Annotated in this window: 26 protein-coding genes; 12 read left to right on the top strand and 14 right to left on the bottom strand. The window is 61.2% G+C overall.

Going from position 1 to position 24,582, the window contains the following annotated elements; translation table 11 throughout:
- Nucleotides 1-11 precede the first annotated feature (11 nt).
- The 3 genes from RHP75_RS12600 to RHP75_RS12590 are packed head-to-tail and all read left to right on the top strand — an operon-like array spanning nucleotide 12 to nucleotide 2,274.
- A complete protein-coding gene (locus RHP75_RS12600; protein WP_311088477.1) occupies nucleotides 12-1,412 on the top strand; it encodes a copper oxidase in 1,401 nt (466 codons plus the stop codon).
- Nucleotides 1,413-1,423: 11 nt separating this feature from the next.
- The gene (locus tag RHP75_RS12595) at nucleotides 1,424-1,924 is read left to right on the top strand and encodes a cupredoxin family protein (protein WP_311088476.1); all 501 of its coding nucleotides are present in this window, start codon (nucleotides 1,424-1,426) and stop codon (nucleotides 1,922-1,924) included.
- Nucleotides 1,925-1,950: 26 nt separating this feature from the next.
- Complete coding sequence (locus RHP75_RS12590; RefSeq protein WP_311088475.1) at nucleotides 1,951-2,274, top strand: copper-binding protein; 324 nt, start codon at nucleotides 1,951-1,953, stop codon at nucleotides 2,272-2,274.
- Between the two features lie 35 nt (nucleotides 2,275-2,309).
- On the opposite strand, the gene RHP75_RS12585 is transcribed toward RHP75_RS12590, so the two are convergent.
- A complete protein-coding gene (locus RHP75_RS12585; RefSeq protein WP_311088474.1) occupies nucleotides 2,310-2,681 on the bottom strand; it encodes a glutaredoxin domain-containing protein in 372 nt (123 codons plus the stop codon).
- A gap of 133 nt (nucleotides 2,682-2,814) precedes the next feature.
- On the opposite strand from RHP75_RS12585, the gene RHP75_RS12580 reads away from it, so the two are divergent.
- Nucleotides 2,815-3,051, top strand: coding sequence for a DUF3820 family protein (locus RHP75_RS12580; RefSeq protein ID WP_257779558.1), 237 nt, complete (start codon nucleotides 2,815-2,817; stop codon nucleotides 3,049-3,051).
- On the opposite strand, the gene RHP75_RS12575 is transcribed toward RHP75_RS12580, so the two are convergent.
- From RHP75_RS12575 to nhaD, 7 genes are all read right to left on the bottom strand, one after another.
- Entirely contained in the window at nucleotides 3,038-3,982 is a 945-nt protein-coding gene (locus tag RHP75_RS12575) for an ABC transporter substrate-binding protein (RefSeq protein WP_311088473.1), read from the bottom strand. The two genes, RHP75_RS12580 and RHP75_RS12575, sit on opposite strands and share 14 nt — an antisense overlap.
- A gap of 546 nt (nucleotides 3,983-4,528) precedes the next feature.
- Nucleotides 4,529-6,124: a malate dehydrogenase (quinone) gene (mqo, locus tag RHP75_RS12570; RefSeq protein WP_311088472.1), complete on the bottom strand. Its 1,596-nt coding sequence runs from the start codon at nucleotides 6,122-6,124 to the stop codon at nucleotides 4,529-4,531.
- A gap of 396 nt (nucleotides 6,125-6,520) precedes the next feature.
- Complete coding sequence (gene folE / locus RHP75_RS12565) at nucleotides 6,521-7,069, bottom strand: GTP cyclohydrolase I FolE (protein ID WP_090247849.1); 549 nt, start codon at nucleotides 7,067-7,069, stop codon at nucleotides 6,521-6,523.
- Between the two features lie 86 nt (nucleotides 7,070-7,155).
- Nucleotides 7,156-7,713 (bottom strand): Smr/MutS family protein, encoded by a 558-nt coding sequence (locus RHP75_RS12560; RefSeq protein ID WP_311088471.1) that lies wholly within the window; start codon nucleotides 7,711-7,713, stop codon nucleotides 7,156-7,158.
- Nucleotides 7,714-7,758: 45 nt separating this feature from the next.
- Nucleotides 7,759-8,079: an LPXTG cell wall anchor domain-containing protein gene (locus RHP75_RS12555; protein WP_311088470.1), complete on the bottom strand. Its 321-nt coding sequence runs from the start codon at nucleotides 8,077-8,079 to the stop codon at nucleotides 7,759-7,761.
- A 123-nt stretch (nucleotides 8,080-8,202) separates the two neighbouring features.
- Complete coding sequence (locus RHP75_RS12550; protein ID WP_311088469.1) at nucleotides 8,203-8,799, bottom strand: cysteine hydrolase family protein; 597 nt, start codon at nucleotides 8,797-8,799, stop codon at nucleotides 8,203-8,205.
- A gap of 321 nt (nucleotides 8,800-9,120) precedes the next feature.
- The gene (gene nhaD, locus RHP75_RS12545) at nucleotides 9,121-10,410 is read right to left on the bottom strand and encodes a sodium:proton antiporter NhaD (RefSeq protein WP_311088468.1); all 1,290 of its coding nucleotides are present in this window, start codon (nucleotides 10,408-10,410) and stop codon (nucleotides 9,121-9,123) included.
- A 208-nt stretch (nucleotides 10,411-10,618) separates the two neighbouring features.
- Here nhaD and prmB point away from each other — a divergent pair, with 208 nt between their 5' ends.
- Nucleotides 10,619-11,551: a 50S ribosomal protein L3 N(5)-glutamine methyltransferase gene (gene prmB, locus RHP75_RS12540; RefSeq protein ID WP_311088467.1), complete on the top strand. Its 933-nt coding sequence runs from the start codon at nucleotides 10,619-10,621 to the stop codon at nucleotides 11,549-11,551.
- Here prmB and RHP75_RS12535 read toward each other — a convergent pair whose 3' ends face one another.
- A complete protein-coding gene (locus tag RHP75_RS12535) occupies nucleotides 11,552-15,028 on the bottom strand; it encodes a hybrid sensor histidine kinase/response regulator (RefSeq protein WP_311088466.1) in 3,477 nt (1,158 codons plus the stop codon). It lies immediately after the preceding gene.
- A gap of 242 nt (nucleotides 15,029-15,270) precedes the next feature.
- Here RHP75_RS12535 and RHP75_RS12530 point away from each other — a divergent pair, with 242 nt between their 5' ends.
- Together RHP75_RS12530 and RHP75_RS12525 are read left to right on the top strand one after the other, a co-directional pair.
- The gene (locus RHP75_RS12530) at nucleotides 15,271-15,840 is read left to right on the top strand and encodes a GNAT family protein (protein ID WP_311088465.1); all 570 of its coding nucleotides are present in this window, start codon (nucleotides 15,271-15,273) and stop codon (nucleotides 15,838-15,840) included.
- 3 nt (nucleotides 15,841-15,843) lie between these two features.
- Nucleotides 15,844-16,677 (top strand): AraC family transcriptional regulator, encoded by an 834-nt coding sequence (locus RHP75_RS12525; RefSeq protein WP_311088464.1) that lies wholly within the window; start codon nucleotides 15,844-15,846, stop codon nucleotides 16,675-16,677.
- Here RHP75_RS12525 and RHP75_RS12520 read toward each other — a convergent pair.
- Both RHP75_RS12520 and RHP75_RS12515 read right to left on the bottom strand, forming a co-directional pair.
- Nucleotides 16,674-17,465 (bottom strand): hypothetical protein, encoded by a 792-nt coding sequence (locus RHP75_RS12520; RefSeq protein WP_311088463.1) that lies wholly within the window; start codon nucleotides 17,463-17,465, stop codon nucleotides 16,674-16,676. The genes RHP75_RS12525 and RHP75_RS12520 overlap by 4 nt on opposite strands.
- Before the next feature lie 64 nt (nucleotides 17,466-17,529).
- A complete protein-coding gene (locus tag RHP75_RS12515) occupies nucleotides 17,530-18,525 on the bottom strand; it encodes an alpha/beta fold hydrolase (protein ID WP_311088462.1) in 996 nt (331 codons plus the stop codon).
- Between the two features lie 162 nt (nucleotides 18,526-18,687).
- Between RHP75_RS12515 and aroC the strand changes: the two genes are divergently transcribed.
- From aroC to RHP75_RS12490, 5 genes are all read left to right on the top strand, one after another.
- On the top strand, nucleotides 18,688-19,779 hold the full coding sequence (gene aroC / locus RHP75_RS12510) for a chorismate synthase (RefSeq protein WP_311088461.1): 1,092 nt from the start codon (nucleotides 18,688-18,690) through the stop codon (nucleotides 19,777-19,779).
- Between the two features lie 58 nt (nucleotides 19,780-19,837).
- A complete protein-coding gene (locus RHP75_RS12505; RefSeq protein ID WP_311088460.1) occupies nucleotides 19,838-20,989 on the top strand; it encodes an MFS transporter in 1,152 nt (383 codons plus the stop codon).
- Nucleotides 20,990-21,029: 40 nt separating this feature from the next.
- Complete coding sequence (locus RHP75_RS12500) at nucleotides 21,030-21,578, top strand: acireductone dioxygenase (RefSeq protein WP_311088459.1); 549 nt, start codon at nucleotides 21,030-21,032, stop codon at nucleotides 21,576-21,578.
- Nucleotides 21,579-21,653: 75 nt separating this feature from the next.
- A complete protein-coding gene (locus tag RHP75_RS12495) occupies nucleotides 21,654-21,845 on the top strand; it encodes a PLDc N-terminal domain-containing protein (protein ID WP_090385447.1) in 192 nt (63 codons plus the stop codon).
- Between the two features lie 26 nt (nucleotides 21,846-21,871).
- Nucleotides 21,872-22,402 (top strand): histidine phosphatase family protein, encoded by a 531-nt coding sequence (locus RHP75_RS12490; protein ID WP_311088458.1) that lies wholly within the window; start codon nucleotides 21,872-21,874, stop codon nucleotides 22,400-22,402.
- Between the two features lies 1 nt (nucleotide 22,403).
- Here RHP75_RS12490 and RHP75_RS12485 read toward each other — a convergent pair whose 3' ends face one another.
- The 3 genes from RHP75_RS12485 to RHP75_RS21335 all read right to left on the bottom strand — a co-directional run bounded on the left by RHP75_RS12485 (nucleotide 22,404) and on the right by RHP75_RS21335 (nucleotide 24,428).
- Nucleotides 22,404-22,901 carry a methylated-DNA--[protein]-cysteine S-methyltransferase gene (locus RHP75_RS12485; protein ID WP_311088457.1) on the bottom strand — a complete coding sequence of 166 codons (498 nt, stop codon included), beginning with the start codon at nucleotides 22,899-22,901 and terminating at the stop codon, nucleotides 22,404-22,406.
- 4 nt (nucleotides 22,902-22,905) lie between these two features.
- The gene (locus RHP75_RS12480; RefSeq protein ID WP_311088456.1) at nucleotides 22,906-23,790 is read right to left on the bottom strand and encodes a DNA-3-methyladenine glycosylase; all 885 of its coding nucleotides are present in this window, start codon (nucleotides 23,788-23,790) and stop codon (nucleotides 22,906-22,908) included.
- A gap of 98 nt (nucleotides 23,791-23,888) precedes the next feature.
- Nucleotides 23,889-24,428, bottom strand: a complete 540-nt coding sequence (locus RHP75_RS21335) for a methyl-accepting chemotaxis protein (protein WP_409079740.1) — start codon at nucleotides 24,426-24,428, stop codon at nucleotides 23,889-23,891.
- Nucleotides 24,429-24,582: the final 154 nt, after the last annotated feature.

Raw genomic sequence — 24,582 nt, 5'->3', positions numbered from 1 at the left:
GACTATTTCCCATGGTTTCACGACGTGATTTCTTTCTCGGTGCCAGCGCGATTACTGCAGCTGTCGCCACCTCGGCGGTCAGCCGGGTATCCCTGGCTGGCATACCGGAGGCGGTGTCCCAGGGTAGCGCCGACACCCAGCCGCCGCTGCAACCGCAGAGCGGTCGGCCCTATAACCACAACGGCTGGACCCTGCCGTGGCGGATGAACAACGGCGTCAAGGAGTTCCATCTGGTCGCAGAGCCGGTGGTGCGCGAACTGGCGCCAGGCTACAAGGCCCATTTGTGGGGCTATAACGGCCAGTCGCCGGGGCCGACCATCGAGGTGGTGGAGGGCGACCGGGTGCGCATCTTCGTTACCAACAAGCTGCCCGAACACACCAGCATCCACTGGCACGGTCAGCGTCTGCCCAATGGCATGGATGGCGTCTCCGGGCTGACCCAACCGGCGATTCCGGTGGGCAAGACCTTCGTCTACGAGTTTGTCGCGCGCCGCCCCGGCACCTTTATGTATCACCCCCATGCCGATGAAATGACCCAGATGGCCATGGGCATGATGGGCTTCTGGGTCACTCATCCCAAGGAACACCACCCGCTGATCAGCGAAGTAGACCGCGACTTCTGCTTTCTGCTTAACGCTTATGACATCGAGCCTGGGGCGGCCACGCCGAAGATCATGACCATGCTCGACTTCAACCTGTGGACCTTCAACAGTCGCATCTTCCCCGGTATCGACCCGCTGGTGGTGCGGCACAACGACAAGGTGCGCATCCGCGTCGGCAACCTGACCATGACCAATCACCCGATCCATCTGCATGGCCATGAGTTCGAAGTGACCGGCAGCGATGGCGGTCCACGGCCCTTGGCGGCGCGCTGGCCGGAGGTGACCAGCGATGTGGCGGTGGGGCAGATGCGTCAGTTGGAGTTTCTCGCCGATGAGGAGGGCGACTGGGCCCTGCATTGCCACAAGAGCCACCACACCATGAACGCCATGGGCCATGACGTGCCGACGCTGATTGGTGTCGATCATCGCGAGATGACGCGCAAGGTCGCCAAGTTGATTCCCGATTACATGGTGATGGGCGAGCGTGGCATGGCTGATATGGCGGAAATGCAGATGCCGTTGCCGGACAACACCGCACCGATGATGACCGGCGACGGCCCCTTCGGCTCGGTGGAAATGGGCGGCATGTTTACCGTGCTCAAGGTGCGTAAGGATCAAGCGCCTGGCGATTACCGCGACCCGGGCTGGTTCAAACACCCGGCCGGCACAGTGGCCTATGAATGGAAAGGGGAGCTGGTCCAACCGGCGCGTTCAAGCGAGGCCGGCGGGCAGTCGATGCCGCTCAAACAGCCGCCTGGCGAGCCGGTCGAGGTGCAAGTGCGTAAACCTAGCAGCCATGCAGGCCATTGAGGAGGCAGTCCATGCAACAGACAGCTTATTTGCCGTTGGCACTCGCCCTGGCGGGCATGCTGCTTAGCGGCCCCGTGCTGGCCCATAGCGAACAACACGCTGCGCAGCACAGCGCTGCCATAGTCAAAGAGCAGAAACCCTGGGGTATTGCCGGTGAGCCTGGGCAGGTCAGCCGTACCATCGAAATAGGCATGAGCGACCAGATGCGCTTTAGCCCCGACCAACTTGAGGTCATGCAGGGCGAGACCATCCGCTTTGTGCACCGTAACCAGGGCAAGTTGCTGCATGAGTTCGTGCTGGGCACCCAGGCGGATCTGGATGCGCACGCGGCGCTGATGGCCAAGTTCCCCGGCATGCAGCACGACGAGCCGTATATGGCCCACGTCGCTCCGGGGCAGAGTGGCGAGATCATCTGGACCTTCAACCGTGCTGGCGAATTCGACTTCGCCTGCCTGATCGCCGGCCACTATCAGGCAGGCATGGTTGGCCGCATTCGTGTGCTGACCAACTAACCCCTTACCCAAGCAGAGGATCGACCATGAAAAATTTACTGAGTGTTATCGCCTTGGCCTGCGCGCTGGCCAGCCCCGTATTTGCCAGCCAGCACAGCGCCGCTCCGGTCACCAACAGCGCTGCGGCGGCAAGCCAGGGCGAGATACGCAAGATTGATGCAGCCAACCAGAAAATCACCCTGCGCCACGGGCCGTTGGCCAATATCGGCATGCCGCCGATGACCATGGTGTTTCAGGTGCAGGACGCCGCCCAGCTGGAGGGGCTTAAGGTGGGCGACAAAGTGAGTTTTGTTGCGCAGCAACAGGGCAGTCAGTTTTTCGCGAGCGAGTTGCAGGCTGTGCAGCCTTGAGCTGTTGGGGCCGCTAGGCGGCCCCGATTGCCTGATCAGGCAGTAGCGAAGCGCTCGTCGAGATAAGCGATGATCGCCTTGGACTCGTACAGCCAGGTGCTCTGGCCGTTTTCTTCGATGCGCAGGCACGGCACCTTGATCTTGCCGCCTTGCTGCTCCAGTTCACTGCGCGCCTGGGCGTCGTTCTTCGCGTCGCGCAGGGCCACTGGAACATTGAGCTTGTGCAGGGTGCGGCGGGTTTTGACGCAGAACGGGCAGGCGTGGAATTGGTACAGCGCCAGGTTGCGGGCGCTTTGCTCGACCGCAGCCTGAGCTTCTGGGGTGCGTTTAAGCTTGGCCGGACGGCTGATCCAGTCGAGGAAGATGATCAACTGGCCGAGGCCAATGCGCAGTGCCTTGATAATCATGCGGGGGCAAACCTTGGGTAGCTAAATACGGGCGCGCAGCTTACCCGAGTTTGCTGCGATTGGCCCGACGCTGGCCGTGGTCCCGGTCGAACGGCATAATCCGCGCTCGATGCCTGACCCTGCCGAGCCTGCGATGAAACCCGAAGACCTGCTGTTGCTGGTAACCCGCGAAATGCCCTTCGGCAAATACAAAGGCCGTTTGCTCGCCGATCTGCCGGGTAATTACCTCAACTGGTTTGCCCGCGAAGGTTTTCCCCAGGGAGAAATCGGCCGGCTGCTGGCGCTGATGCAGGAGATTGATCACAACGGTCTGTCGGGCCTGCTCGACCCGTTACGCAGCAAACCGCGGGTGCCGTTCAAGGGGCAGTAGGTCGTTTGTCGGGCAGTTCTGCATCGGGCTTTGGTAGGCAGCCCAGGCCGACATGTTTGGGAATGCCCAATCCTTCATTTATCACTTCGATCCATTGATGCCATTGCCCGCTGCGTAATACCTGAGCTGCTGCGCGGTCCAGGCGCGGCCCCCATTGTTCCACGTGTTTGCGCAGAACCAGATAGTTCGGCAGGTTGGTAAGCGCAGGTCCACGACGCTCTAGGGTCTTACTCAGCCCTGTCTGCTGCAGTGAGGTCAATCCGCTGCGTTCGGGCTCTATGACGATGTCCAGGCGACCACGCTCCAGCATCAGGAACATATTTTCGCGACTGATGAGCTTGTCGTGTTGGATGCCCTGCTTATCCAACAGGTCTGTGGCCAGCTTGTTGCCATTCAGTATGCCGACACGTAAATCACGCAAGTCCTCTGCAGCGTTAATTACCCAGCTGCTGTCCCTGTGCACGAAGGCGTAATTTGTTGAGCAACTGAGCGGTCCGACCAGATGTACCTGCTCACGAAAGGACGCTACTGCGCCAGGCTGACGAAAGAACTCGGCATCAACTTCACCGCGCTGCAACATAAGCAGCGAGCGCGCAGCTGGTACGAGCGTTATTGCCGGCTCAAAGCCGGCCGTGCGCAACAAGGCCTCCACTGCGGGTACTTGCGGTGCCAAGAAGTCGGCAGCCGACAATTCAATTGTCTGTGCTGACGCCATGCCATGCATCAGCGCAAGGTTTAGACCTACCAAGCTACTGACCCGGCGCAGGTTGCTAGTCGCGCATTGGCAGCGCTCTAGCACTGTGGCGGTTGCCAGCGGATTGCGATTGGCGATGAGCCGTGAATGCCTGGGCAGTGGCTGTGCGCTGGAGCAGATCGCCCACCCTATGGCGTCGCATAGTGCTAGGTAGACAGATGAAATGGCATTTGCCACTGATTGCCTCCGGCTGGTTGTGGCCTGTTACAGGATGCAAACCATGCCTGTCGCGTTGCGCAGATAAATGACAGGCCATGAGTTGCATCCAGAGAGACTGGCTTTATGTGGATAATTTTCCGCCAATACCTCCCAGCTTAATCTAGCTATTGGGTAGCTGCTTCGAGTGACTAGAACGTTGGGGGGTAAATTGCTCCGCATGGAGATGCCCCATGTCTCTACATGCCTCAGCTGCAATTGCCTGCTGGCCAGCAGTGCCAGTTGATAGTGGTTTTGCTGGGTTTATGAACCCGTGATTTGTATCAAAGATGCGGCGTGCAGATGAGCGCTGCGTCTGCGCTGACCGATATCGAATGCTGTTGCTGGTTGCATGGTTACGGCCCTGAATAAAAACACCCTGCGAAAGGCTAGCTTTGGCAGGGTGTGTGGGAGTGCATTGGCCGGCTTGTGGCCGGTTTTTTATTGCGTGCCATCCATGGCCGCAGCTTGTGTCGCGCGAGACGACGGTAGAAGGTGCTTCTGGCAATTTGCATTGCCGGCAGGCGCTTACTGCGCCTGGCTGACCTCTGGGGTGAGGGCCAGCGGTGGCACTTCAACGAACTCCAGTTGCAGGCGTTCGCTACTCCAGGCGCGGATCTGGTTGGTCAGCGCCAGGTCGTCGTTCAGCTTTTGGCCGTAGGACGGGATGATTTCTTTCAGCTTGGTTTGCCATTCGGGGCTCTGCAGCTTGTCCTTAAAGGTCTTCTCCAGCACCGAGAGCATGATCGGTGCGGCTGTCGAAGCACCCGGCGAGGCGCCGAGCAGGGCGGCGAGGCTGCCATCGGCGGCGCTGACCACTTCGGTGCCGAATTGCAGGATGCCGCCGTGTTCAGCGTCTTTCTTGATGATCTGCACGCGCTGGCCAGCCTGGATCAGCTCCCAATCCTCCGATTTGGCATTGGGGAAGTACTCGCGTAGCGAATCCATGCGGTCTTCCTGGCTGAGCATCAGCTGGCCCATCAGGTAGGTGCTGAGCGAGAAATTATCGATGCCGGCGTGGGTCATCGGCAGGATGTTGTCGGTGGTCAGGGCGCTGAAGGTATCGAGCAGCGAGCCGTTTTTCAGAAACTTGGTGGAGAAGGTGGCGAACGGTCCGAACAGCAACACCTTCTGGCCCTCGATTACACGGGTGTCGAGGTGCGGTACGGACATCGGCGGCGAACCGACCGAAGCTTTGCCGTAAACCTTGGCCTGATGCTGAGCGACGATTTCCGGGTTGCTGGTGGCGAGGAACGAGCCGCCCACCGGGAAGCCAGCATAGCCTTCGCCTTCACTAATACCGGACATCTGCAGCAGTTTCAGAGCCGCGCCGCCAGCGCCGATAAACACGAACTTGGCGTTGATGGTTTTCTCTGCGCCGCCGTTGGCCAGGTCGGCCACCTGCACGTTCCAGGTGTTGTCGGCATTGCGCTCGATACCGCGCACTTCATGCTGCAGGTTGAGGCTGACGTTGTCCTGCTGGCTTAGCGAGCCGAACAGCTGGCGGGTGATTTCACCAAAGTTGACGTCGGTGCCGATCGATACGCGGGTCGCGGCGAGCTTCTGCCCAGGCTCGCGGCCTTGCATCACTAGCGGTACCCACTGCTTGATCTGCTGCGGGTCTTCGGAATATTCCATGCCACGGAACAGCGAACTGGCTTGCAGAGCGGCATGGCGCTTCTTGAGGAACTCGACGTTGTCATCACCCCAGACAAAGCTCATGTGCGGCACGTTGTTGATAAACGAAGGCGGATTGTTGAGCACCTTGCGTTCAACCTGATAGGCCCAGAACTGCTTGGAAATCTCGAACGACTCGTTGATCGCCACGGCCTTGCTGATGTCGATGCTGCCATCGGCCAGTTGCGGGGTGTAGTTCAGCTCGCAGAAGGCCGAGTGGCCGGTGCCGGCGTTGTTCCAGGCGTTGGAGCTTTCATCGGCGACGCGGTCGAGGCGCTCGTAGATGTCGATGCTCCAGCCCGGCTCCAGTTCATTGAGGTAGGTGCCCAGGCTGGCACTCATGATGCCGCCGCCAATCAGCAGAACATCCACGGATTTTTCCGGCTCAGGGTGCTTGGCGCAGCCAATCACGCTCAGGCACAGCAGGGTCAACAGGAGCTTTTTCATTAAACCAACCATCTTATCGGTGAAGTCAAAGTGACGGCCTGCGCCGACACGGGGTCAGGCGTGTGGCAATAGCGTGCTGGCCCGTCGGCAGGCGACAGGCGCGGGGCAGGGTGTGCAGGGCGTCGTATGCATAACAGCAGCAGCCCAAGGCGCGGCGACTGGCGTTGCCTGGTGCTAATCGAAAGAATCGCAAGAAGCATGCCCGCCGCTGCAAAGCGCTGGACTGCGGCGCGCTGCCGCAGTTGCAGTGGGTCACTCAGTGGTTCTAGGTGGCGTGATCTCGCCATGCCCAGGCGGATTTATTGCGGCTTTTGGCGGAATATCGCCGCGCACCTTGAGAACATGCAGGCAGAAAAAAACCGGCGCGGGGCCGGTTTCTTCTGCAGCAGGGCTTGATCAGTTATTGATCAGGCTGAGGAATTCACTGCGGGTGGCGGCGTTTTCACGGAACTCACCGAGCATCACCGAGGTGACCATGGAGGAATTCTGCTTTTCCACGCCGCGCATCATCATGCACATGTGCTGCGCTTCGATTACCACCGCCACGCCGAGGGCGCCGGTGACTTGCTGGATGGCTTCGGCGATCTGCCGGCTGAGGTTTTCCTGAATCTGTAGGCGGCGTGCATACATATCGACGATGCGTGCAACCTTCGACAGGCCGAGCACCTTGCCATTGGGGATATAGGCGACATGTGCCTTGCCGATAAAAGGCAGCAGGTGGTGTTCACACAGCGAGTACAGCTCGATGTTCTTCACCAGCACCATTTCGCTGTTATCGGAGCTGAACAGCGCGCCGTTGGTGACTTCCTCGAGGGTCTGCTGATAGCCCTTGCACAGGTACTGCATGGCTTTGGCGGCGCGCTTGGGCGTGTCGAGCAGGCCTTCGCGGGATACGTCTTCGCCAAGTTGGCCAAGGATCTCGGTGTATTGCTGTTCCAGGGACATGGACAATCTCGTAGGTCTTTCTGAAGGGCGCAGGTTAGGCCGCGAGGGTCGGGCTGGCAAGTGCGCAAGCCGCCAGCCGCAGGGGCTTATTCGTCGCGGCCATCCATCATGGTGCGCTTGAGCATCACATACACCGCGCCAGTGCCGCCGTGCTTGGCCAGGCAGGAGGTAAAGCCGAGCACTTGCGGATGCTGGCGCAGCCAGGTGTTGACGTGACTTTTGATCATTGGTTTGCGGCCATCCATGCGCACAGCCTTGCCATGGGTGACGCGCACGCAGCGCACCTCCAGCTTGTTGGCCTCGGCGATAAATTCCCAGAGGGTGTCGCGGGCTTTTTCCACGCTCATGCCGTGCAGGTCAAGGCTGCCCTCGAAGCTGATCTGGCCCAGCTTGAGTTTGCGCATCTGGCCGTCCTGCACGCCGTTGCCGGCCCAGTACAGCGGGTCTTCGGCACCGACATCGATCACGAACTGGTCGGACAGGCCGTCGACCTTGACCGAATCCACGCGCGCCGTGGCGGCCTGGCGCAGGGTGGCCAGTTGGGCACGGTTGGGTTTCGGTTTGCCGGTGTCGGCGCGGTCATGCTTGATCGGTTTGACGCCGCGCAACTCGGCTTTGAATAGGGAAAAATCGTCGTCTTGCATTTAGATCTCCGCGAAGGCCGTTAGTGTAACCAAGCTGCCCGGCACTCAGTCGCGCTTTTTCATCAGATGTGGGGCCATGCTCAGGTCGCTGGGACGGCGCAGGCGGCGTCGGCAGCGGCGCCACAGCAGCACGCCGAAGGTCAGCAACAGCAGCCCGATCACGACAAATACGCTGGCGGCGGCTGGCGATTCGTTCAGCGGGCCGAGTGCGGCAGGTTGGCCGAGCAGGGTGGCGATGCCGGCCATGCTCAGCAGTACGCCGAATGTGGCAAACAACGCGGCCAAGCCAGCGCCCAGGCGCAGGCGCCAGTTGCTGGCATTGCGTGGGCGCAGGCGGCGTGCATCGAAACCATCGGAGTGTTTCATTCCGATTTCCTCATGCCAATTTCCTCGGTGGTTATCGGCGGTATGACCGGGCTAGGCTGGAGGGGTTCAACTACGCCGCTCAGCCTCTGTGCAAGTTGCGAACTGTTACGCGCTGTCGGTTATTCAGATTAAGGCGCTGGCGCAGGGCACCACGGCGGCAAAATTGTCGGCCAGGGCGATCATCTCGGCACGGTGCATGTCGGCGGCGCTGATCACCTGACCGTCGAGCGTTGGCAGGTCGCGGGTGGCGCAAGCGGCATCTACCACGGTGCAGCGATAACCATAGTCCTTGGTGGCGCGCACTGTGGTGCTGATGCTCGAATGGGTCATAAAGCCACAGACGATCAAGTCCAGGTGGCCCAGGGCCTGCAAACGATCATGCAGTTCGGTGCCGTTGAAGGCATTGGGCATGCGCTTCTCGACGATGATTTCGCCCGGTAGCGGCGCGGCTTCCGGCAGATGCAGACCGCGTGGGCCGCGTGGGTCGAGCAGGCCATCGGGGATGCCCAAATGCTTGACGTGAACGATGGCGCTGCCCAGGTGACGGGCGGCGGCCAGCAGTTTGGCGATTTCTTCCAGTGCGGCATCCAGCCCCGGTAATTGCAATACGCCGCTGCGGTATTCCTCTTGCGCATCAATGATCAGCAAGGTCGCATTGCTCAGGCTGGCGGGCGCATGGCTGCGGCCAGTGAGGGCGAACATCGTTTTAGGGGTGGACATGGCAGGAACTCCAGGCTGGCATGGACAGTCCACCCATTGTCCGCCTGTGCTGCGCTGCTGTGAACCTTTGTGGTCGATGATCTTGCGTGTCGCCTATGTGGCGAGCAGAATCGGGGGGCTGCCGAGGAACGGCGATTTCAAGCAAAGGAGCTGCAATATGAACCTGATTGCACTGTTTTCCGAGCATTTCTGGCTGTTGTTCGCCGTGGCGATTTCCATCGCTGTGCTGCGCGAACTACACCTTAAACGAGACTAGCGGCGGCGCGTGTAAATGCCGCAGCGCATCGACAAGCGCCAGAGCATGCTCTGGCGCTTTCGTTTTTAGTACAGGCCAAACAGTTCGAACTGCAGGTACCAGATACCCAGTGAGCCGAAGAAATTGACCAGAATGGCCGGCAGAAACTTCAGGTGCACAGCAAAGCTGTAAGTCTTGTCCAGTGACATCGCCATGACTCCCGCAGCGGAACCGACCACCGTCAGCGAGCCGCCAATCCCCACCATCAGCGCATTCAGCGCCCACTGATTGAGCCCCAGCTGTGGGTTGGACATCAGCGCAGCCGCTTCCACGGGCACGTTATCCATCACCCCAGACGCCACCCCAAGCACCACGTTGACTGCGGTGGGGTGCAGCACTTCGAACAGCCGCGAGATATACGACAGCCAGCCGACGTGGTTAAGGCAGGCCACCGAAGTGATGATGCCGATAAAGAACAGCAGGGCGTTCCACTCGACCTTTTGCAGTTGATCCTGCCAGGGCAGCTCGATACCGCGGCGCATTAGCAGCCAGGCATACAGGGCGACGATGCCCAGGCCGATGCCGATGGCGAACTCGATGCTGACTTTCAGCAGGATATTGCACAGCACCGCGCCAAACACCGCGAAGAAACCGACTACTGCCAGGCCCGCGCCGCCGGGTTTAAGCGCAGACTCGGCCTGGTCAGCCACCTGGATCAGGCTCTGGCCATCGAGTTTGCGCAGATAGAAGAAGTGCAGCGTGGCGGCGAACAACAGCCAGCCGATCAACGCCGAGGGGATCAGCAACAGCAGGCCGGCGATGCTGATCTTGCCGGCCAGCACCACCATCAGGCTGGTCGAGGTGCCGAGAAACCACACCCCGGAGTTGGAGGCGACCACGATGTTGCACAGCGAGATATGGGTGTAGCGCTGATTGGTCGAGATGTTCTTCACCGTCTTGCCGAAGATCATCGCCGTGGTGATGTTGTTGAGAAACGGCGAGAGCAGCGCCGACAGCGCGCCAGTGGCCCAGAACATACCGCGTGCGCCAAGGCCCTTGCGCATCAGGTAGCCATTGAGTGCGGTGAAGACGTTCCGCTCGTTGAGCAGCTCGACCACCATCCACATAAACGCCATAAAGGCGATCAGGCCGAACAGCTCTTCCTTGATCTCGCTCTGCGCATGCAGGAAGAACTGAAAGCCATTGGGGTCGTAAAACGCGTAGTGGGCACCGATAACGATCAGACCGGACATCATGAACATCGCCGGCTTGAACTTATCCATCTCCAGTTGTGCTTCAAAAACGATCAGCGTCATGCCAATCAGGAATATCGCCAGCACGAGCAAGCCCGTGATCGAGAAGGGATCTATGACCATTTTTAGGAATGTCTTGAGAAGGGAGGGGAAGGGTTAGAAATTGGTAACAAAATTATACTGATGCGCATAAGGCTTGGGCAGGCCTACATTGTGACTGTGGCGGCCTTTATGGTCAGCAATGCGTCGCGCCGCTAGATCAGCACTGCGCCCGGCGCGGGCAGGTACGGCAGGCTGCTAGAATGGCGCACTTTTTCTGCGGAGAGCTGCCGTGACTGACGCCACACATACCTACCCAACCCGCCTGCGCAGCGTGCGCGATTACATTCGCTGGGCGGTCAGTCGGTTTCATGGCGAGGAACTGTTCTTCGGCCACGGCACCGACAATGCCTGGGATGAGGCCCGCCAGCTGGTGCTTGGTGCCCTGCACCTGCCTTACGAAATCGCCGACAGCTACCTCGATTGCCGCCTGGAAGACGACGAGCATGCGCATCTGCATGCCTTACTCGCACGGCGTATCGACGAGCGCGTACCGACCGCCTATCTGTTGGGCGAGGCCTGGTTCTGCGGCATGCCGTTTATTGTCGATGAGCGCGTGCTGATTCCACGTTCACCGATTGGCGAGCTGATCGAGCAGCACTTCGAGCCCTGGCTGGCGATGGAGCCGGCGCGGATTCTCGATTTGTGCACCGGCTCGGGCTGCATCGGCATTGCCTGTGCCTACGAGTTTCCCGAGGCCGAAGTGGTGCTGGGTGATCTGTCGTTTGAGGCGCTGGAAGTGGCCAATCAGAACATCGAGCGTCACGGCCTGGATGAGCGCGTGTACACCGTGCAGGGCGATGGTTTTGCCGGGCTGCCGGGGCAGCGTTTTGACTTGATCGTCTCCAACCCGCCTTATGTGGATGCTGAGGATTTCGCCGATATGCCGGCCGAATACCAGCACGAGCCTGAGCTGGGCTTGGCCTGCGGCGACGATGGCCTAGACCTGGTGCGGCGCATGCTCGCTGAGGCGGCGGATCATCTGACCGAAAAGGGCTTGCTGATTATCGAAGTCGGTAATAGCCAGGTGCATGTCGAGGCGCTGTACCCGGAAGTCGATTTCACCTGGCTGGAATTCGAGCGTGGCGGTCACGGTGTATTCCTGCTCGCGGCTGCGCAGTGCCGCGAGCATCAGGAGTTGTTCCAGCAACGCCTGAATGGCTGATCAGCGTAGCGTCAGATGGCGGCTGAGCAGCGCACGCAAGGCCGCCGGTTTGACCGGCTTGGGCAGGAAGTCGAGGCCGGCGGCATGCACCTGAGCGATCAGCTCGGGGCGGCCGTCGGCACTGATCACCACGCCCGGTAGCGGCTCGCCCAAACGGGTGCGCAGCCAGGCCATCAGCTCGGTGCCGGTTTCGCCGTCATCCAGGTGATAGTCCACCAGTGCCAGTTGCGGCCGCACGTTTTCACTCAGCAGATGTTCGCACTCCAGGCGATTGCGCGCCGTCCTCACCTGACAACCCCAACGTGACAGCAGGCTGTGCATACCGGCGAGGATGCTGTCTTCGTTGTCGATGCATAGCACCTGGATGCCGGCCAGCGCCTCGCCATTGTGCTCGGGCTGGCTGACCAGTACGGGCGGCTCGGCATTCAGGGCCAGGGGAATGGTGACACTGAATACGCTGCCCTTGCCCGGCCAGGAGCGTACTTCCAGCTGATGGCCGAGCACTCGGCACAAACCATCAGCAATCGCCAGGCCCAGGCCCAGGCCTTTTTCTGCGCGGGTCTGATGACTGTCCAGGCGTTTGAACTCTTCGAAAATCACCTTGCGTTTATCGTCGGGAATACCCGGGCCGCGATCCCAGACTTCCAGGCGCAGCTGCTGGCCCTTGCGGCGCACGCCGAGCAGCACACGGCCCTTGGCGTAGCGGAAGGCGTTGGTCAGGAAATTCTGCAGGATGCGTCGCAGCAGTTTGATGTCGCTGTCGACCCGTAGGCGGCTGCCGCGCAGGCGGAAGTCCACGCCGTGTTCGGCGGCCAGCACCTTGAATTCCGCGCCGAGGGTATCGAACAGGTTGTTCAGTACAAAGGCGTGGCGGTCCGGGGTGATGCGGCCGTTTTCCAGGCGCGAGATATCCAGCAGGTCGCTGATCAGGTCTTCAGCCGAGCGCAACGAGCTGTCGAGGTGGCGCACCAGTTCGCGGGCGTCGGCGGGCAGGGCATCGTCCTGGTGGGACAGCGCGGCGGAGAACAGCCGCGCGGCATTTAACGGCTGCATCAGGTCATGGCTGACGGCGGTGAGGAAGCGGGTTTTTGATTGGTTGGCGGCTTCCGCCACGCCCTTGGCTTCGGTCAGAGCCTGGTTCAGCTGCGACAGCTCCTGGGTACGCTCGCTGACCCGTTGTTCCAGGCCTTCATTGGCGTCCTTGAGCGCGCGCTCGGCTTCGCGGAATTCGGTGATGTCGGTAAAGCTCATAACGAAACCGCCACCGGGCATCGGGTTGCCGATCAGCTCGATCACCCGGCCGTTAGGGAACAACCGCTCGGAGGTGTGCGCAGTGCCCTGGCGCATCCAGTACAGGCGCTTGCTGACGTGTTCCTCGATATCGCCGCCGCCGAGCAGGCCGCGTTCGGCATTGAAGCGGATCAGCTCCGCCACTGGCCGGCCGACATACACCTGGCCGTCGGGGTAGTTGAACAGCTCGATATAACGGTGGTTCCAGGCCACCAGGCGCAACGACTGGTCGACCACGCTAATGCCTTGGGTGATGTTCTCGATGGCGCCTTGCAGCAACGCGCGGTTGAACTGCAGCACTTCCGAGGCTTCGTCGACGATGCGCACCACGTCCTCGACCTGCATCTCGCGGCCTTCAATGGCCGCCTTGACCACCGCGCGGGTCGATGAGGCACCGAGCACACCAGCCAGCAGGCGTTCGGTGTGGGCGATCCATTCGCTGTTGGCTGTCTGGTTGGGGTCGAAGCCTTTGCCCTGGCGGTAGGCAAAGCGCATAAAGCTTTGCCGCGCGCGGTCTTCACCGACAAAGCGGTTGGCCAGTAGCAACAGGTCGCCGACCTGCACCGCGAGCATGCTGCGGTTACTCGGTTTGTTGCCCAGGTCATGGCCGATAAAGCGCCCGGCCTGCCAATGCTCGGCCACCCGGGTGCGCGAGAAGTAGGAGACCCAGGCAAACAGCAGGAAGTTGCCAGCCAGCGACAGCACCACTCCACGGGTCAGCGGATCGACCTGGAAACCAATCGGACCGTAGAGCAGGGTTTGTACACCCGGCAAGGCATCCGCTGGCCAGCCCAGGCCGCGTGCTACCAGCGGCATGACCAGGGTGTAGAACCAGATCAGCGCACCGAAGAACAGCCCGGCAAACACGCCCTGGCGGTTGGCCTGTTTCCACACCAGCGCGCCGAACATCGCCGGTGCCAGCTGGCCGATGGCGGCGAAGGAGACCTGGCCGATGGTTGCCAGGCTGGCGTTGGAACCGAGCAGGCGGTAGCACACATAGGCCAGCAGTAGGATCACTACGATGCTCACGCGGCGCGCGGTAAGCATCCAGTGACGGAAGGCCTCGAAGGGCCGCTCGGTGTTCTGCCGGCGCAGCAGCCAGGGCAGCAGCATGTCGTTGGAAATCATGGTGGAGAGCGCCACGGAGGCGACAATCACCATGCCGGTAGCCGCCGATGCGCCGCCGATAAAGGCCAACATGGCCAGCGCCGGATGGGCTTCGGCCAGCGGCAGGCTGATTACGAAGGAGTCGGGGGTAACGCCGGCCGGCAGCAGCATCTGCCCGGCCAAGGCAATAGGCACCACAAACAACGCGGCGAGTATCAGGTAGGCGGGGAACACCCAGCGCGCCAGGCGCAGATCCTTGGGCTCAATGTTTTCCACCACGGCCACATGAAACTGCCGAGGCAAGGCGATGATGGCGATCATCGCCAGCCCCGTCTGGGTCATCATCGCCGGCCAGTTCACCGTTTCTGCCCAGAAACTCTCCAGTTCGGCGTTGGCCTTGGCCTGGTCGAACAGGTCGCCAAAACCGTTGTACAGGCCATAAGTCACAAATGTGCCAACGGCGAGGAAGGCCAGCAGTTTGACCAGCGATTCGAAGGCAATTGCCAGGACCATGCCGCGGTGGTGTTCGGTGACATCCAGGTTGCGCGTACCGAACAATATTGTGAACAGTGCTAGCACCAGTGAGACGATCAACGCGGTGTCCTGAGCGCCGGTGCCATTGGCGCCGGCGCCAGCGCCGCTGAGCAGGTTGACCCCGAGCACGATGCCTTTGAGCTGCAGGGCGATATAGGGCAATACGCCAACCAGGCAGACCAGTGCTACCACCACCGCCAGCGCCTGGGATTTGCCGTAGCGCGCGGCGATAAAGTCGGCAATCGAGGTGATGTTTTCCTGTTTGCTGATCATCACCATTTTCTGCAGCACCCAGGGCGCGAAGACCAGAATGATGATTGGCCCCAGGTAGATTGGCAGGAACGACCAGAGTTGCTCGGCGGCCTGGCCCACTGCGCCGAAAAAAGTCCAACTGGTGCAGTACACCGCCAGTGACAGGCTGTAGACCCAGGCGCGAATCTTGGGCGGCATAGGCGTGGCGCGGCGGTCGCCGTAGAAAGCGATGGCGAACAGAATGGCCATGTAAATCAGCGCAACCGCGGCGATCAGCCCGCTAGACAGGGTCATGCAAACTCCGAAAACAAACTATAGGGGGCTGCCGGGGTCTTATCTGGCAGCGCAGCGGCTGCCCAGAGCCTACCGCATCAGCGTCGACGGCAGATGATGGGTGTCAGTCTCGCAGCAAAGTCGCGATGCGTCAGGCACGACCAAGGTCGCACTGACGTAGAACCTGTTGCTGTTGTGGATTGTGCACACGTGTTGGCCCTGTTAGCGTGTCGCGCCTGCGACTCTGTCCGAGGAGGGACCCTATGTTCAAGCCGCAACTGATAACCCTGCAACGTGGTGGATTACGCATCGAGCCCATGGTCGATGCCGATATTCCCGCCCTGATCAGTCTGGCTGAAGCCAATCGCCAGGAGCTGATCTATATGAGTGGCAGCCAGCGCCTCGACTGGTATCGCCAGGGCCTGCTCGAACAGCGTGAAGGGCGGGCCTTGCCCTTTGTGATTCGCCTGGGCGACCAGCTGGTAGGCACCACCCGTTTCGGCGACTTTATGAACACCTTGCCGGCTGCGGAAATTGGTTGGACCTGGCTGGATCGCAGCCAGCATGGCACGGGCCTTAATACCACTATCAAGTACCTGATGCTCAAGCACGCTTTTGAGCACTGGGGGCTGGTACGCGTTCAGCTTAAAACCGCTGCGAGCAACCTACGTTCGCAACGTGCCATCGAAAAGCTCGGCGCACAGCGCGAAGGTCTGCTGCGTAACCATCGCCGCCTGGCGGACGGGCGTCTGGACGACAGCGTGTTGTACAGCATCACGGATCACGACTGGCCGGCGATCAAGCAGCAGCTGGAGGCGCGTTTCAGCGGTTGAGGCATGGGGCAGGCACAGAGCGAGCAGACACGGTTCTGGCAATCACGCGAGTTGGGCGGGGTAGAGCTGTTGCAGGCGCATTATGTTGAGCAGCGCTTTTCCCCGCATGTGCATGAAGGGTTTGTCTTTACCGTGATTGAACATGGTGCGCAGCGCTTTCGTCATCGCGGCAGCGATCATCTGGCGCCGGCCGGCAGCATGGTGCTGATCAATCCGGACGAGCTGCATACCGGCTCCAAAGCCCATGATCTGGGTTGGCATTACCGCGGTTTTTACCCGGACAATGCGCAGGTATGCGGCGTGCTCGCAGAGCTGGAGTGGGGTCAGCAGGACATGCCGTCATTCGCGCTCAGCGTGCTGCATGATCCACAGCTGCATCACCAGTTCGTCACCTTGCATCAATTACTGGACAGCCAGGCGTCGGCGCTGCAGCTGCAAACTGCCTGGCGTGAGGCGATTCTGCTGCTGTTTCAGCGCCATGCGCATCTGCCTGAGGTCCTGGCACCGGGCCATGAGCCGCATGCGGTCAGCCGCGCCAAGGAATTACTCAGCAGCCAGCTGGCGTCGCCCCCGTCATTGGAGGAACTGGCGCAGGCGGTGGGCTTGTCACCATTTCATTTCGCGCGCGTATTCCGCCGCGCTACCGGCCTGCCGCCGCATAGCTGGCTAATGCAGCGCCGCCTGGAACAGGCTCGGGCGTTATTAAGGAATGGCTGTGCGCCGCTGAGTGTGGCGATGCAGCTGGGGTTTGCCGACCAGAGTCATCTGAGCCGGCAGTTCAAACAGGCCTATGGCGTGGCGCCAGGGCAGTATCGCCAGGCCCGCGCCACCCTCTAGCGCGTGGCAATCCATATCAGCAACCCCGCCTGAAACACGCAGAAGGCCACCAGGCAGGTAATGGTGAAGCGCAGACCGTTGTCTTCGCGTTTGAACACCTCAATGCGCTCTTCCAGTTTGCGTACTTTCACTTCTTGCTCGCGCAGGCTCTGGTCAGCCTGCTGCAGCATGCTGGCAGCGTCCAGCAGTTCGACGATCTGCACTTTTTCCGTATGCCAGTTGCCATGCAGTGAGCTGACCCGTGGTGCGACGCAATGTGCCTTGATCTTCAGTGGATCGAGGTACTCGACGACAAAGCCCTGGGCCTGCAGACAGTGGTCGCGCCGCGCACGGGCTTCTTCACTGAAGGCGTCCTTGCTGGGCAGCGTGGTGTTGGCCACTTGATAGTGGGCGAAGTGCTGGCGTGCCCAGCTAATCCCCTGGGCCAGCATAAAGCGCCCTAAACCTCGGTTTTCCGGCTGCACCTGCAGTGCGCTGTCGGGGCCGAAACTGAGCAGGCGTTGTTCGTGATCGGCCCAGACTTCGAGAATATTTTGCTCCTTGCGCACCCGCTGACCGGGGAGCTGCAAAGTTAAACGCAGCAAACTCTGTTGCTTGCCCAGCCGCTCGACGCGGCCGAACTGGATAAAGCGCAAGGGGCGTGCGCCAGTGTGGCGGTCGGTGGGTAAGGCGGTCAGGCGCAAGAGGCGAAAGTGCTCGGGCGCAAGATCGGCCCACGGGTGGGCTTGCTCGACGACCTCCTGCGAAGCAGCGTCGGTATCGTTCTGTGGTTCTGGGTTGTCAGTCATACACGGCGATCCTGTGCGCGACATCTTCAGGTGTCGTCTGATGCGCTTATCGGCCGCCGCTCGGCTAACTGGAGGCTGGCTTTTTGCCGCTGCGCTGGATGAACTGGGCGATCTGCTCGCCCAACCCCTGTGCCAACGGTAGCCGAGGATTGTCGTAGCTGGCCAGTTGCGCCGGTAAATCCAGCGCGCTGATGCGCAGCAGATGGTTCATCCCGGGGATGATCAGCAACTCGGCATCCGGCTTGGCCGCCTGCAAGGCATGGGCATCGGCAACACTGACCTGAACGTCGTGGCTGCCTTGTACGATCAGCGCCGGAATCTGCAGGCGAGCAAAGGCCTGACCGGGGTTCTGCCGCAGCAGCGAAATTAAATAGGGCTGCACACTGGGGCGAAACAGCACCTGCAGGTCTTTGGGTACTTGCGGGGTGAGTTGCCCGGCCAATAGGCGGTCAAGCAGGTGATTGCTCTGCGCCATGAGGTGCGGGGGCAAGCGAGCGGCGAGTTGCTCACGCAATAACTGATCAATCGGCCGCGAGCTGCCGGCAATCGCCACCAGGGCATCGGCCTGGGCCTGTTCGGCCGCCAAGCTGGCAATCAGCGCACCTTCGCTGTGGCCGATCAGAATCAGTCGGTCAAACGCCGGATCAGCCCTGAGCAGCTGTGCCCAGCCCACGGCATCGCTGACATACCCCTCAACACTGAGGTCGCGTTCATCCGGGGTGGCGGCGCGGCTGCCGGCTACACCGCGTTTGTCATAGCGCAGGCTGGCGATGCCCTGTTTGGCCAGACTTTGCGCCAGGCGCTTGAGGCTGTCGCTCTGGCCGCCTTCGGGGTTGTTGCCGTCACGGTCGGTGGGGCCTGAGCCGGCAATCAGCAACGCCACGGCCACCGGCTTGGTGCTGCTGGGCTTGAGCAGCGTGCCATGCAGCGTGCCCTCGCCGGTCTGTAGGCGCATGGGTTGCTGCACGCTGCTGTGTGCGGTGGTGTTGTGGGCGGCGTTGGGCGCGGCATTTAGCAGGGCGCTGCAGAGAAGAAGGGGCAACAGAAGAGCTCGGGTCATGGAAAGGAACTGCCGGGGGTGAGCTTCTTTGACGTTTATCTGCCCTGAAGGTTCGAGGATGATCTGTGCGGACGCCACGGGTATACTCGCCGCCTTTATCCAAATGAGGCTTTGCGCCGGCTGGCGTAGCCTCGGAGCTGATTTTCGCGGAGCGTTTTGCACATGTCCGGCAATACCTACGGCAAGCTGTTCACTGTCACCACCGCCGGCGAAAGCCATGGCCCGGCGTTGGTCGCCATTGTCGATGGCTGTCCGCCGGGGCTGGAGATTAGCCTGGAAGACCTGCAGCGCGATCTTGATCGTCGCAAACCGGGCACCAGCCGCCATACCACCCAGCGCCAGGAAGCCGATGAGGTGGAAATTCTTGCCGGGGTGTTCGAGGGCAAGACCACCGGTTGCTCGATTGGCCTGCTGATCCGCAATACCGACCAGAAGTCCAAGGACTACTCGGCGATCAAGGATTCTTTCCGTCCGGCTCACGCCGATTACACCTATCACCACAAATACGGCATCCGCGACTACCGCGGTGGTGGCCGCAGTTCGGCGCGCGAGACCGCCATGCGTGTGGCCGCCGGTGCCATCGCCAAGAAATACCTGGCGACCCAGGGCATCGTGATTCGCGGCTACATGAGCCAGCTCGGCCCGATTGAAATTCCGTTCAAGACCTGGGACAGCGTCGAACAGAACGCCTTCTTCAGCCCCGATCCGGACAAGGTGCCGGAGCTGGAAGCTTATATGGACCAGCTGCGCCGTGATCAGGATTCGGTCGGCGCGAAAATCACCGTGGTCGCCGAAGGCGTGATGCCAGGCCTGGGTGAGCCGATTTTCGACCGCCTGGACGCCGAACTGGCCCATGCGCTGATGAGCATCAACGCTGTCAAGGGCGTGGAAATCGGTGCGGGTTTCGCCAGCGTGGCGCAGCGCGGCACCGAGCACCGTGACGAGATGACCCCTGAAGGTTTCCTCTCGAACAATGCCGGTGGCATTCTCGGCGGGCTTTCCAGCGGTCAGCCGATTGTGGCCCATCTGGCGCTCAAGCCGACCTCAAGCATCACCACGCCGGGGCGCTCGATCGATGTTCACGGCAACCCGGTGGATATCATCACCAAGGGCCGTCACGACCCGTGCGTGGGCATCCGCGCTACACCAATCGCTGAGGCGATGATGGCCATCGTGCTGATGGACCACCTGCTGCGCCACCGCGCGCAGAATGCCGATGTGCGGGTCAGCACGCCGGTGCTGCCACAGCTGTGATCAGCGCTGCTGCGCGGCCACGTGCGCTCCGCAGCACGCTGCCGGGTTTGTGCTCAGCATGAGCCCGGTTTTGCCGTACTGGCGTCTGTCCGGTTTCTACTTCTTCTATTTCTCGCTGCTCGGCGCCACCGCGCCCTTTCTCGCGCTGTATTTCGATCACCTGGGGTTTTCCGCCGCGCGGATCGGTGAGTTGATCGCCATTCCCATGCTGATGCGCTGCATTGCGCCGAATATCTGGGGTTGGCTGGGCGATCACACGGGCCGGCGCTTGGCCATTGTGCGTTTTGGCGCGCTCTGCACGCTGCTGTGCTTTGCCGGCATCTTTATCAGCCAGAGCTACGCCTGGCTGGCGCTGATCATGGCGCTGCATGCGTTCTTCTGGCACGCGGTGCTGCCGCAGTTTGAAGTCATCACCTTTGCCCATCTCAAAGAGCAGGCGGCGCGCTACAGCCAGATTCGCTTGTGGGGCAGCATCGGCTTTATCGTCGCCGTGGTGGGCCTCGGCAAGCTGTTCGAGTTGCTCAGCCTGGATGCCTATCCCTGGGCGCTGATTCTGATCATGAGCGGTATCGTCTTGAGCAGTTGGTGGGTGCCTAATGCACAGCCGCAGTTGCGTCCCAACACCCTGGAGCAGGGCGGCTTTCTCCAGCAACTACGGCGGCCGGGGATTCTCGCCTTCTACCTCAGCGCCGGGCTGATGCAGTTGAGCAATGGCCCGTACTACACCTTTCTCAGTTTGCACCTGGAAGCGCTCGGCTATTCGCGCGGGGTGATCGGCCAGCTGTGGGCGCTGGGCGTATTGGCCGAAATTGTGCTGTTTATGTTTATGGCCCGGTTGCTGGCGCGCTATTCCCTGCGTACCGTGCTGCTGGCGAGCTTTCTGATTACTGCCGTGCGCTGGCTGTTGCTGGGTAATCTGGCTGGGCACTTGCCGGTACTGCTGTTCGCTCAGCTGATGCATGCGGCGACTTTTGGCAGCTTCCATGCGGCGGCCATGCATTTTGTTCAGCGTAGCTTTGCCGATCGCCAGCAGGGGCAAGGCCAAGCCCTGTATGCCGCGCTGGCGGGCGTGGGCGGTGCATTGGGCGCGTTGTATTCGGGCTATAGCTGGCACAGCCTCGGTGCGGCCTGGACCTTTGCCATCGCCAGCCTGATTGCCCTGGCGGCTGCGGTGATTACCGCGCGCTATATGCGCGATGAGCGACCCTAGACTTGATTATCTGAATTGAAACCGTACGAGAGCCCTGACCATGAGCAGCCTGACCGTCTACCACCAGTCTTCGCCCGAGTACCCGAACAAGCTGCTGACCCACGTCGAAGACATCGCCAGTACCCTGGCTGCTGTTGGCGTGCAATTCAGTCAGGTGCCGGTTCAGCAGCCGGTTACGGCCGGTATAGCCAGTGACGAGCTGCTGGCGGTCAGCCGAGTGCAGGTCGACCAGTTGCTGAGCCAGCATGGTTATGCCTGCGCCGAGGTGCTGAGTCTGTGTGATGAGCGCGGTGAGGGCAGTGAGCTGGTCCGAAGCCTGCGCGCAGAGCAATCTTGTCAGGCGGCTCATCTGCATTACTACCTGGCCGGGCGTGGCCTGCTGGCGCTGCATATCGGCGAGTACGTCTACAGCCTGTTGTGCGAGAGGGGCGATCTGGTTCTGATCCCCGCTGGTACTGCGCATTGGTTCGACGGCGGCGAGCATCCGCGCTTTGCCGTGTTGCGCCTGTTTGCCAGCCCACACGTGCCGGTTTTTACCCCGCTAGCCGGTGATTTTGCCGCCGCGTTTGCTGGCTTGGATGATTGCTGAGTAATCAATCTGCTGAACTCTTGCGGCGAGCGGCTATCCTAGCTAGGCGATTCCTTCGCATAGGAGCGACACCATATGGGTTCAATGTTCAACGGTTTACTGGGTCTGGTCATTCTGGCGCTGGATATCTGGGCGATTCTCAGCGTGATCAAAAGCAACGCCGAGACGGGCATCAAGGTGTTGTGGATATTGCTGATCGTCTTGCTGCCAGTGATCGGTCTGATCATCTGGGCGTTGATGGGGCCGCGTGGCACGGTCAAGTTCTAGCCATGCTGCGGGCAGGCGCATGGTTAATGGCGCTTTGTCTGCTGAGTGGCGCGGTTCAGGCCAGCGATAAGCACGCCTGGGCTGCGCTGCGTGAAGGCCGCGCCGTGCTGCTGTTGCGCCATGCCACAGCGCCCGGTACGGGTGATCCGGCGAATTTCCAGCTGAATGATTGCCGCACCCAGCGCAACCTCAATCAAGTTGGCCGTGAGCAGGCGCAGCGCTGGGGACAGTTGTTGCGTAGCCAGTGGATCGAGCCGCGTCTGCTCAGCAGCCGCTGGTGCCGCGCTCAGGATACGGCCCGCGAAATGGGCTTGGGCGCAGTCGAAGCGCTGCCTGCTTTGGATTCATTCTTTCAAACACCCAACACCGCCCGTGAGCAAACCGCCGCGCTGATCGAGCAGATCAATGCACAACCGCGTGGTGCGTCGTTGGTGCTGGTCTCCCATCAGGTCAATATCACCGCGCTGACCGGCATCTACCCAGCATCTGGCGAGGGTCTGATTCTGGCATTGCCGCTTGAGGCTCCGGCGCGCGTGTTGGCGCGGGTTCAACCCTAGGCTAAATGCTCAGCAAGCGCTGTTCCGGTAGCTGCGCCCCTTCGAGCTTAAGCAAAAGCGCCTTGCGCGGCAGGCCGCCGGCATAACCGGTGAGGCTGCCGTCACGGCCGATCACCCGATGGCAGGGAATGATGATGGCAATCGGGTTGGCGCCATTGGCTGCACCGACGGCGCGCACTGCCTTGGGCCGTGCGATTTCGGCGGCGAGGGCGCTGTAGCAGCTGGTGCTGCCAAACGGGATGGCCTGCAGCGCCTGCCATACGGCCTGTTGAAACGCCGTGCCTTGCGGCGCCAAGCGCACTTCGAAGCGCTGTCGACGCCCAGCAAAATACTCATCCAGTTGCCTGCACACCTCATCCAGTTCATCGGCGGCGCTGCGCCAGTGTTCGCCGATATGCCAGGGCTTGCCGTCGATATCCATCAGCAATTGCTGCAAGCCGGTTTCGTCAGCGACCAACAGCAGGCGACCGATTGGACTGTCGTGGTAGCGGTAGAACATCGCTTCAACCCTCCGAGTAGTTGTGCCACAGGTGCGCGGCGGCATAGGCGCGCCAGGGTCGCCATGCTTCGGCGCGGGCCTTGAGCTGTTTGGCGTCGATGCCATTCGCGCCCCACACCGGCGCTTTGAGCAGGCCCAAGTCACTGACAGGAAAGGCATCAACCTCGCCGAAGGCGCGCAGGGCAATATATTCCGCCGTCCACGGGCCAATGCCGGGCAGGGCGCACAGCTGCTCGACAAAGGCCGTGTAACCGTCTTGCAAATCCAGACGCAGAGCCCCGCTGGCTACCTGCGCAGCGAAGTGCTGCAAGGTCTGCACGCGTTTGCCGGGCATGCCGATGCCATCCAGATTGGCGTCGGCGATGGCGCTAGGACTAGGGAACAGCCGTTGAATAGCGGGCGCATCGGCACACTGCAGCTCCTCGCCCAGACGGGTAACCAGGCGGCCGGTGATGGTTACTGCCGCCTTGACCGTGACCTGCTGGCCGACAATGGCGCGCACGGCCTGCTCGAAGGGCTCGAAAGCAGTCGGCAAACGCAAACCGGGATTACGCGCCACCAGCGGGCCGAGCTGCGTATCGTTGGCAAAGTGTGCGCTGATCTGCTGCGGCTGGCAGTCCAGATCAAACATCTTGCGCACCCGCGCGGTAAGTGTTGCCAGGCAGGGCTGCAGCGATTCGCTGTACTGCAGTTGCAGGGCGTGTTGATCCGCCAGCGCTTGCACGCGAAACCAGCCACGTTGGCCACCCAGTAGCACGCTGCGTGCATAACTTTGCGGTTGCAGGTTTTCCACTCCTGCAAGGGCACGCAGAGCAAAGTGCGCGTGGAATTGTTGCCACTGCCAGGGCGGCTGGTAGCTCAGTAACAGGGTGTGGGGTGATGGGTTCATGGCCGAACAATAACCGCCGTTCGGTTGGCTGTCAGCGCAGAACTGACTTTCAAACTGACGTTTACCCTCTCCCAGGCTTGGGAGAGGGGGCGTGCTCGCTAAGCGCTGGCCACGCGCTGATGCAACTGATGCGACAGCTGCTCCAGCTGTTGGCCCAGGTGCACCAGCGACTCCTGAGCATCCAGCAGTTCGGCACTGGCGGCACGCTGGCGCTGGCTGGCATCGCGTTGCGCGGCGCTGTTGTCGCGCACATGCAACAGTTGCTGGTGCGCCTGGGTAAGCGCCTGGCTGTGTTGCAGAATCGAGCTGGAGAGGTTGTCAGTCAGCCCGGCGTTGCTGCTCAGCGCGCTGCCTACTTCACTGACCTGCATCGCCCCGGTATCGATGATCTGCTGCGACTGGCCCAGTACGTTCTGTACGGTGTCGGCGGTTTCATTGCTGCGTTGTGAGAGGTTGCGTACTTCATCGGCCACCACCGCAAAGCCGCGGCCATGCTCGCCAGCCCGCGCCGCTTCGATGGCGGCGTTAAGTGCCAGTAGATTGGTTTGCTGAGCGATAGCGCTGATCATCTGCATGGATTCGGCAATGCGCTGGTTGCTCTGCTGAATGGCCTGCATGCTGGCTTGGGCATCTTCCATGCGCTGTGCGCAGGTATTCACCTGGCTGCTGCTGTGCTGGGTGTCCTGGCTGAGCTGCTGCATATGGCCGGTGCTGGCGGCGAGGCTGTCGAGCACTTCATGCAGCGCCAGATCCAGTTGGTGCATGGCATCGGCCTGCTGTTGCACATCGGTG

Origin of the sequence: Pseudomonas sp. SG20056, from assembly GCF_031764535.1 — a bacterium.
Classification (GTDB): domain Bacteria; phylum Pseudomonadota; class Gammaproteobacteria; order Pseudomonadales; family Pseudomonadaceae; genus Aquipseudomonas.
The sequence above is the reverse complement of the archived record's forward strand: the minus strand, read 5'-3'. Positions and strand labels throughout refer to the sequence as shown.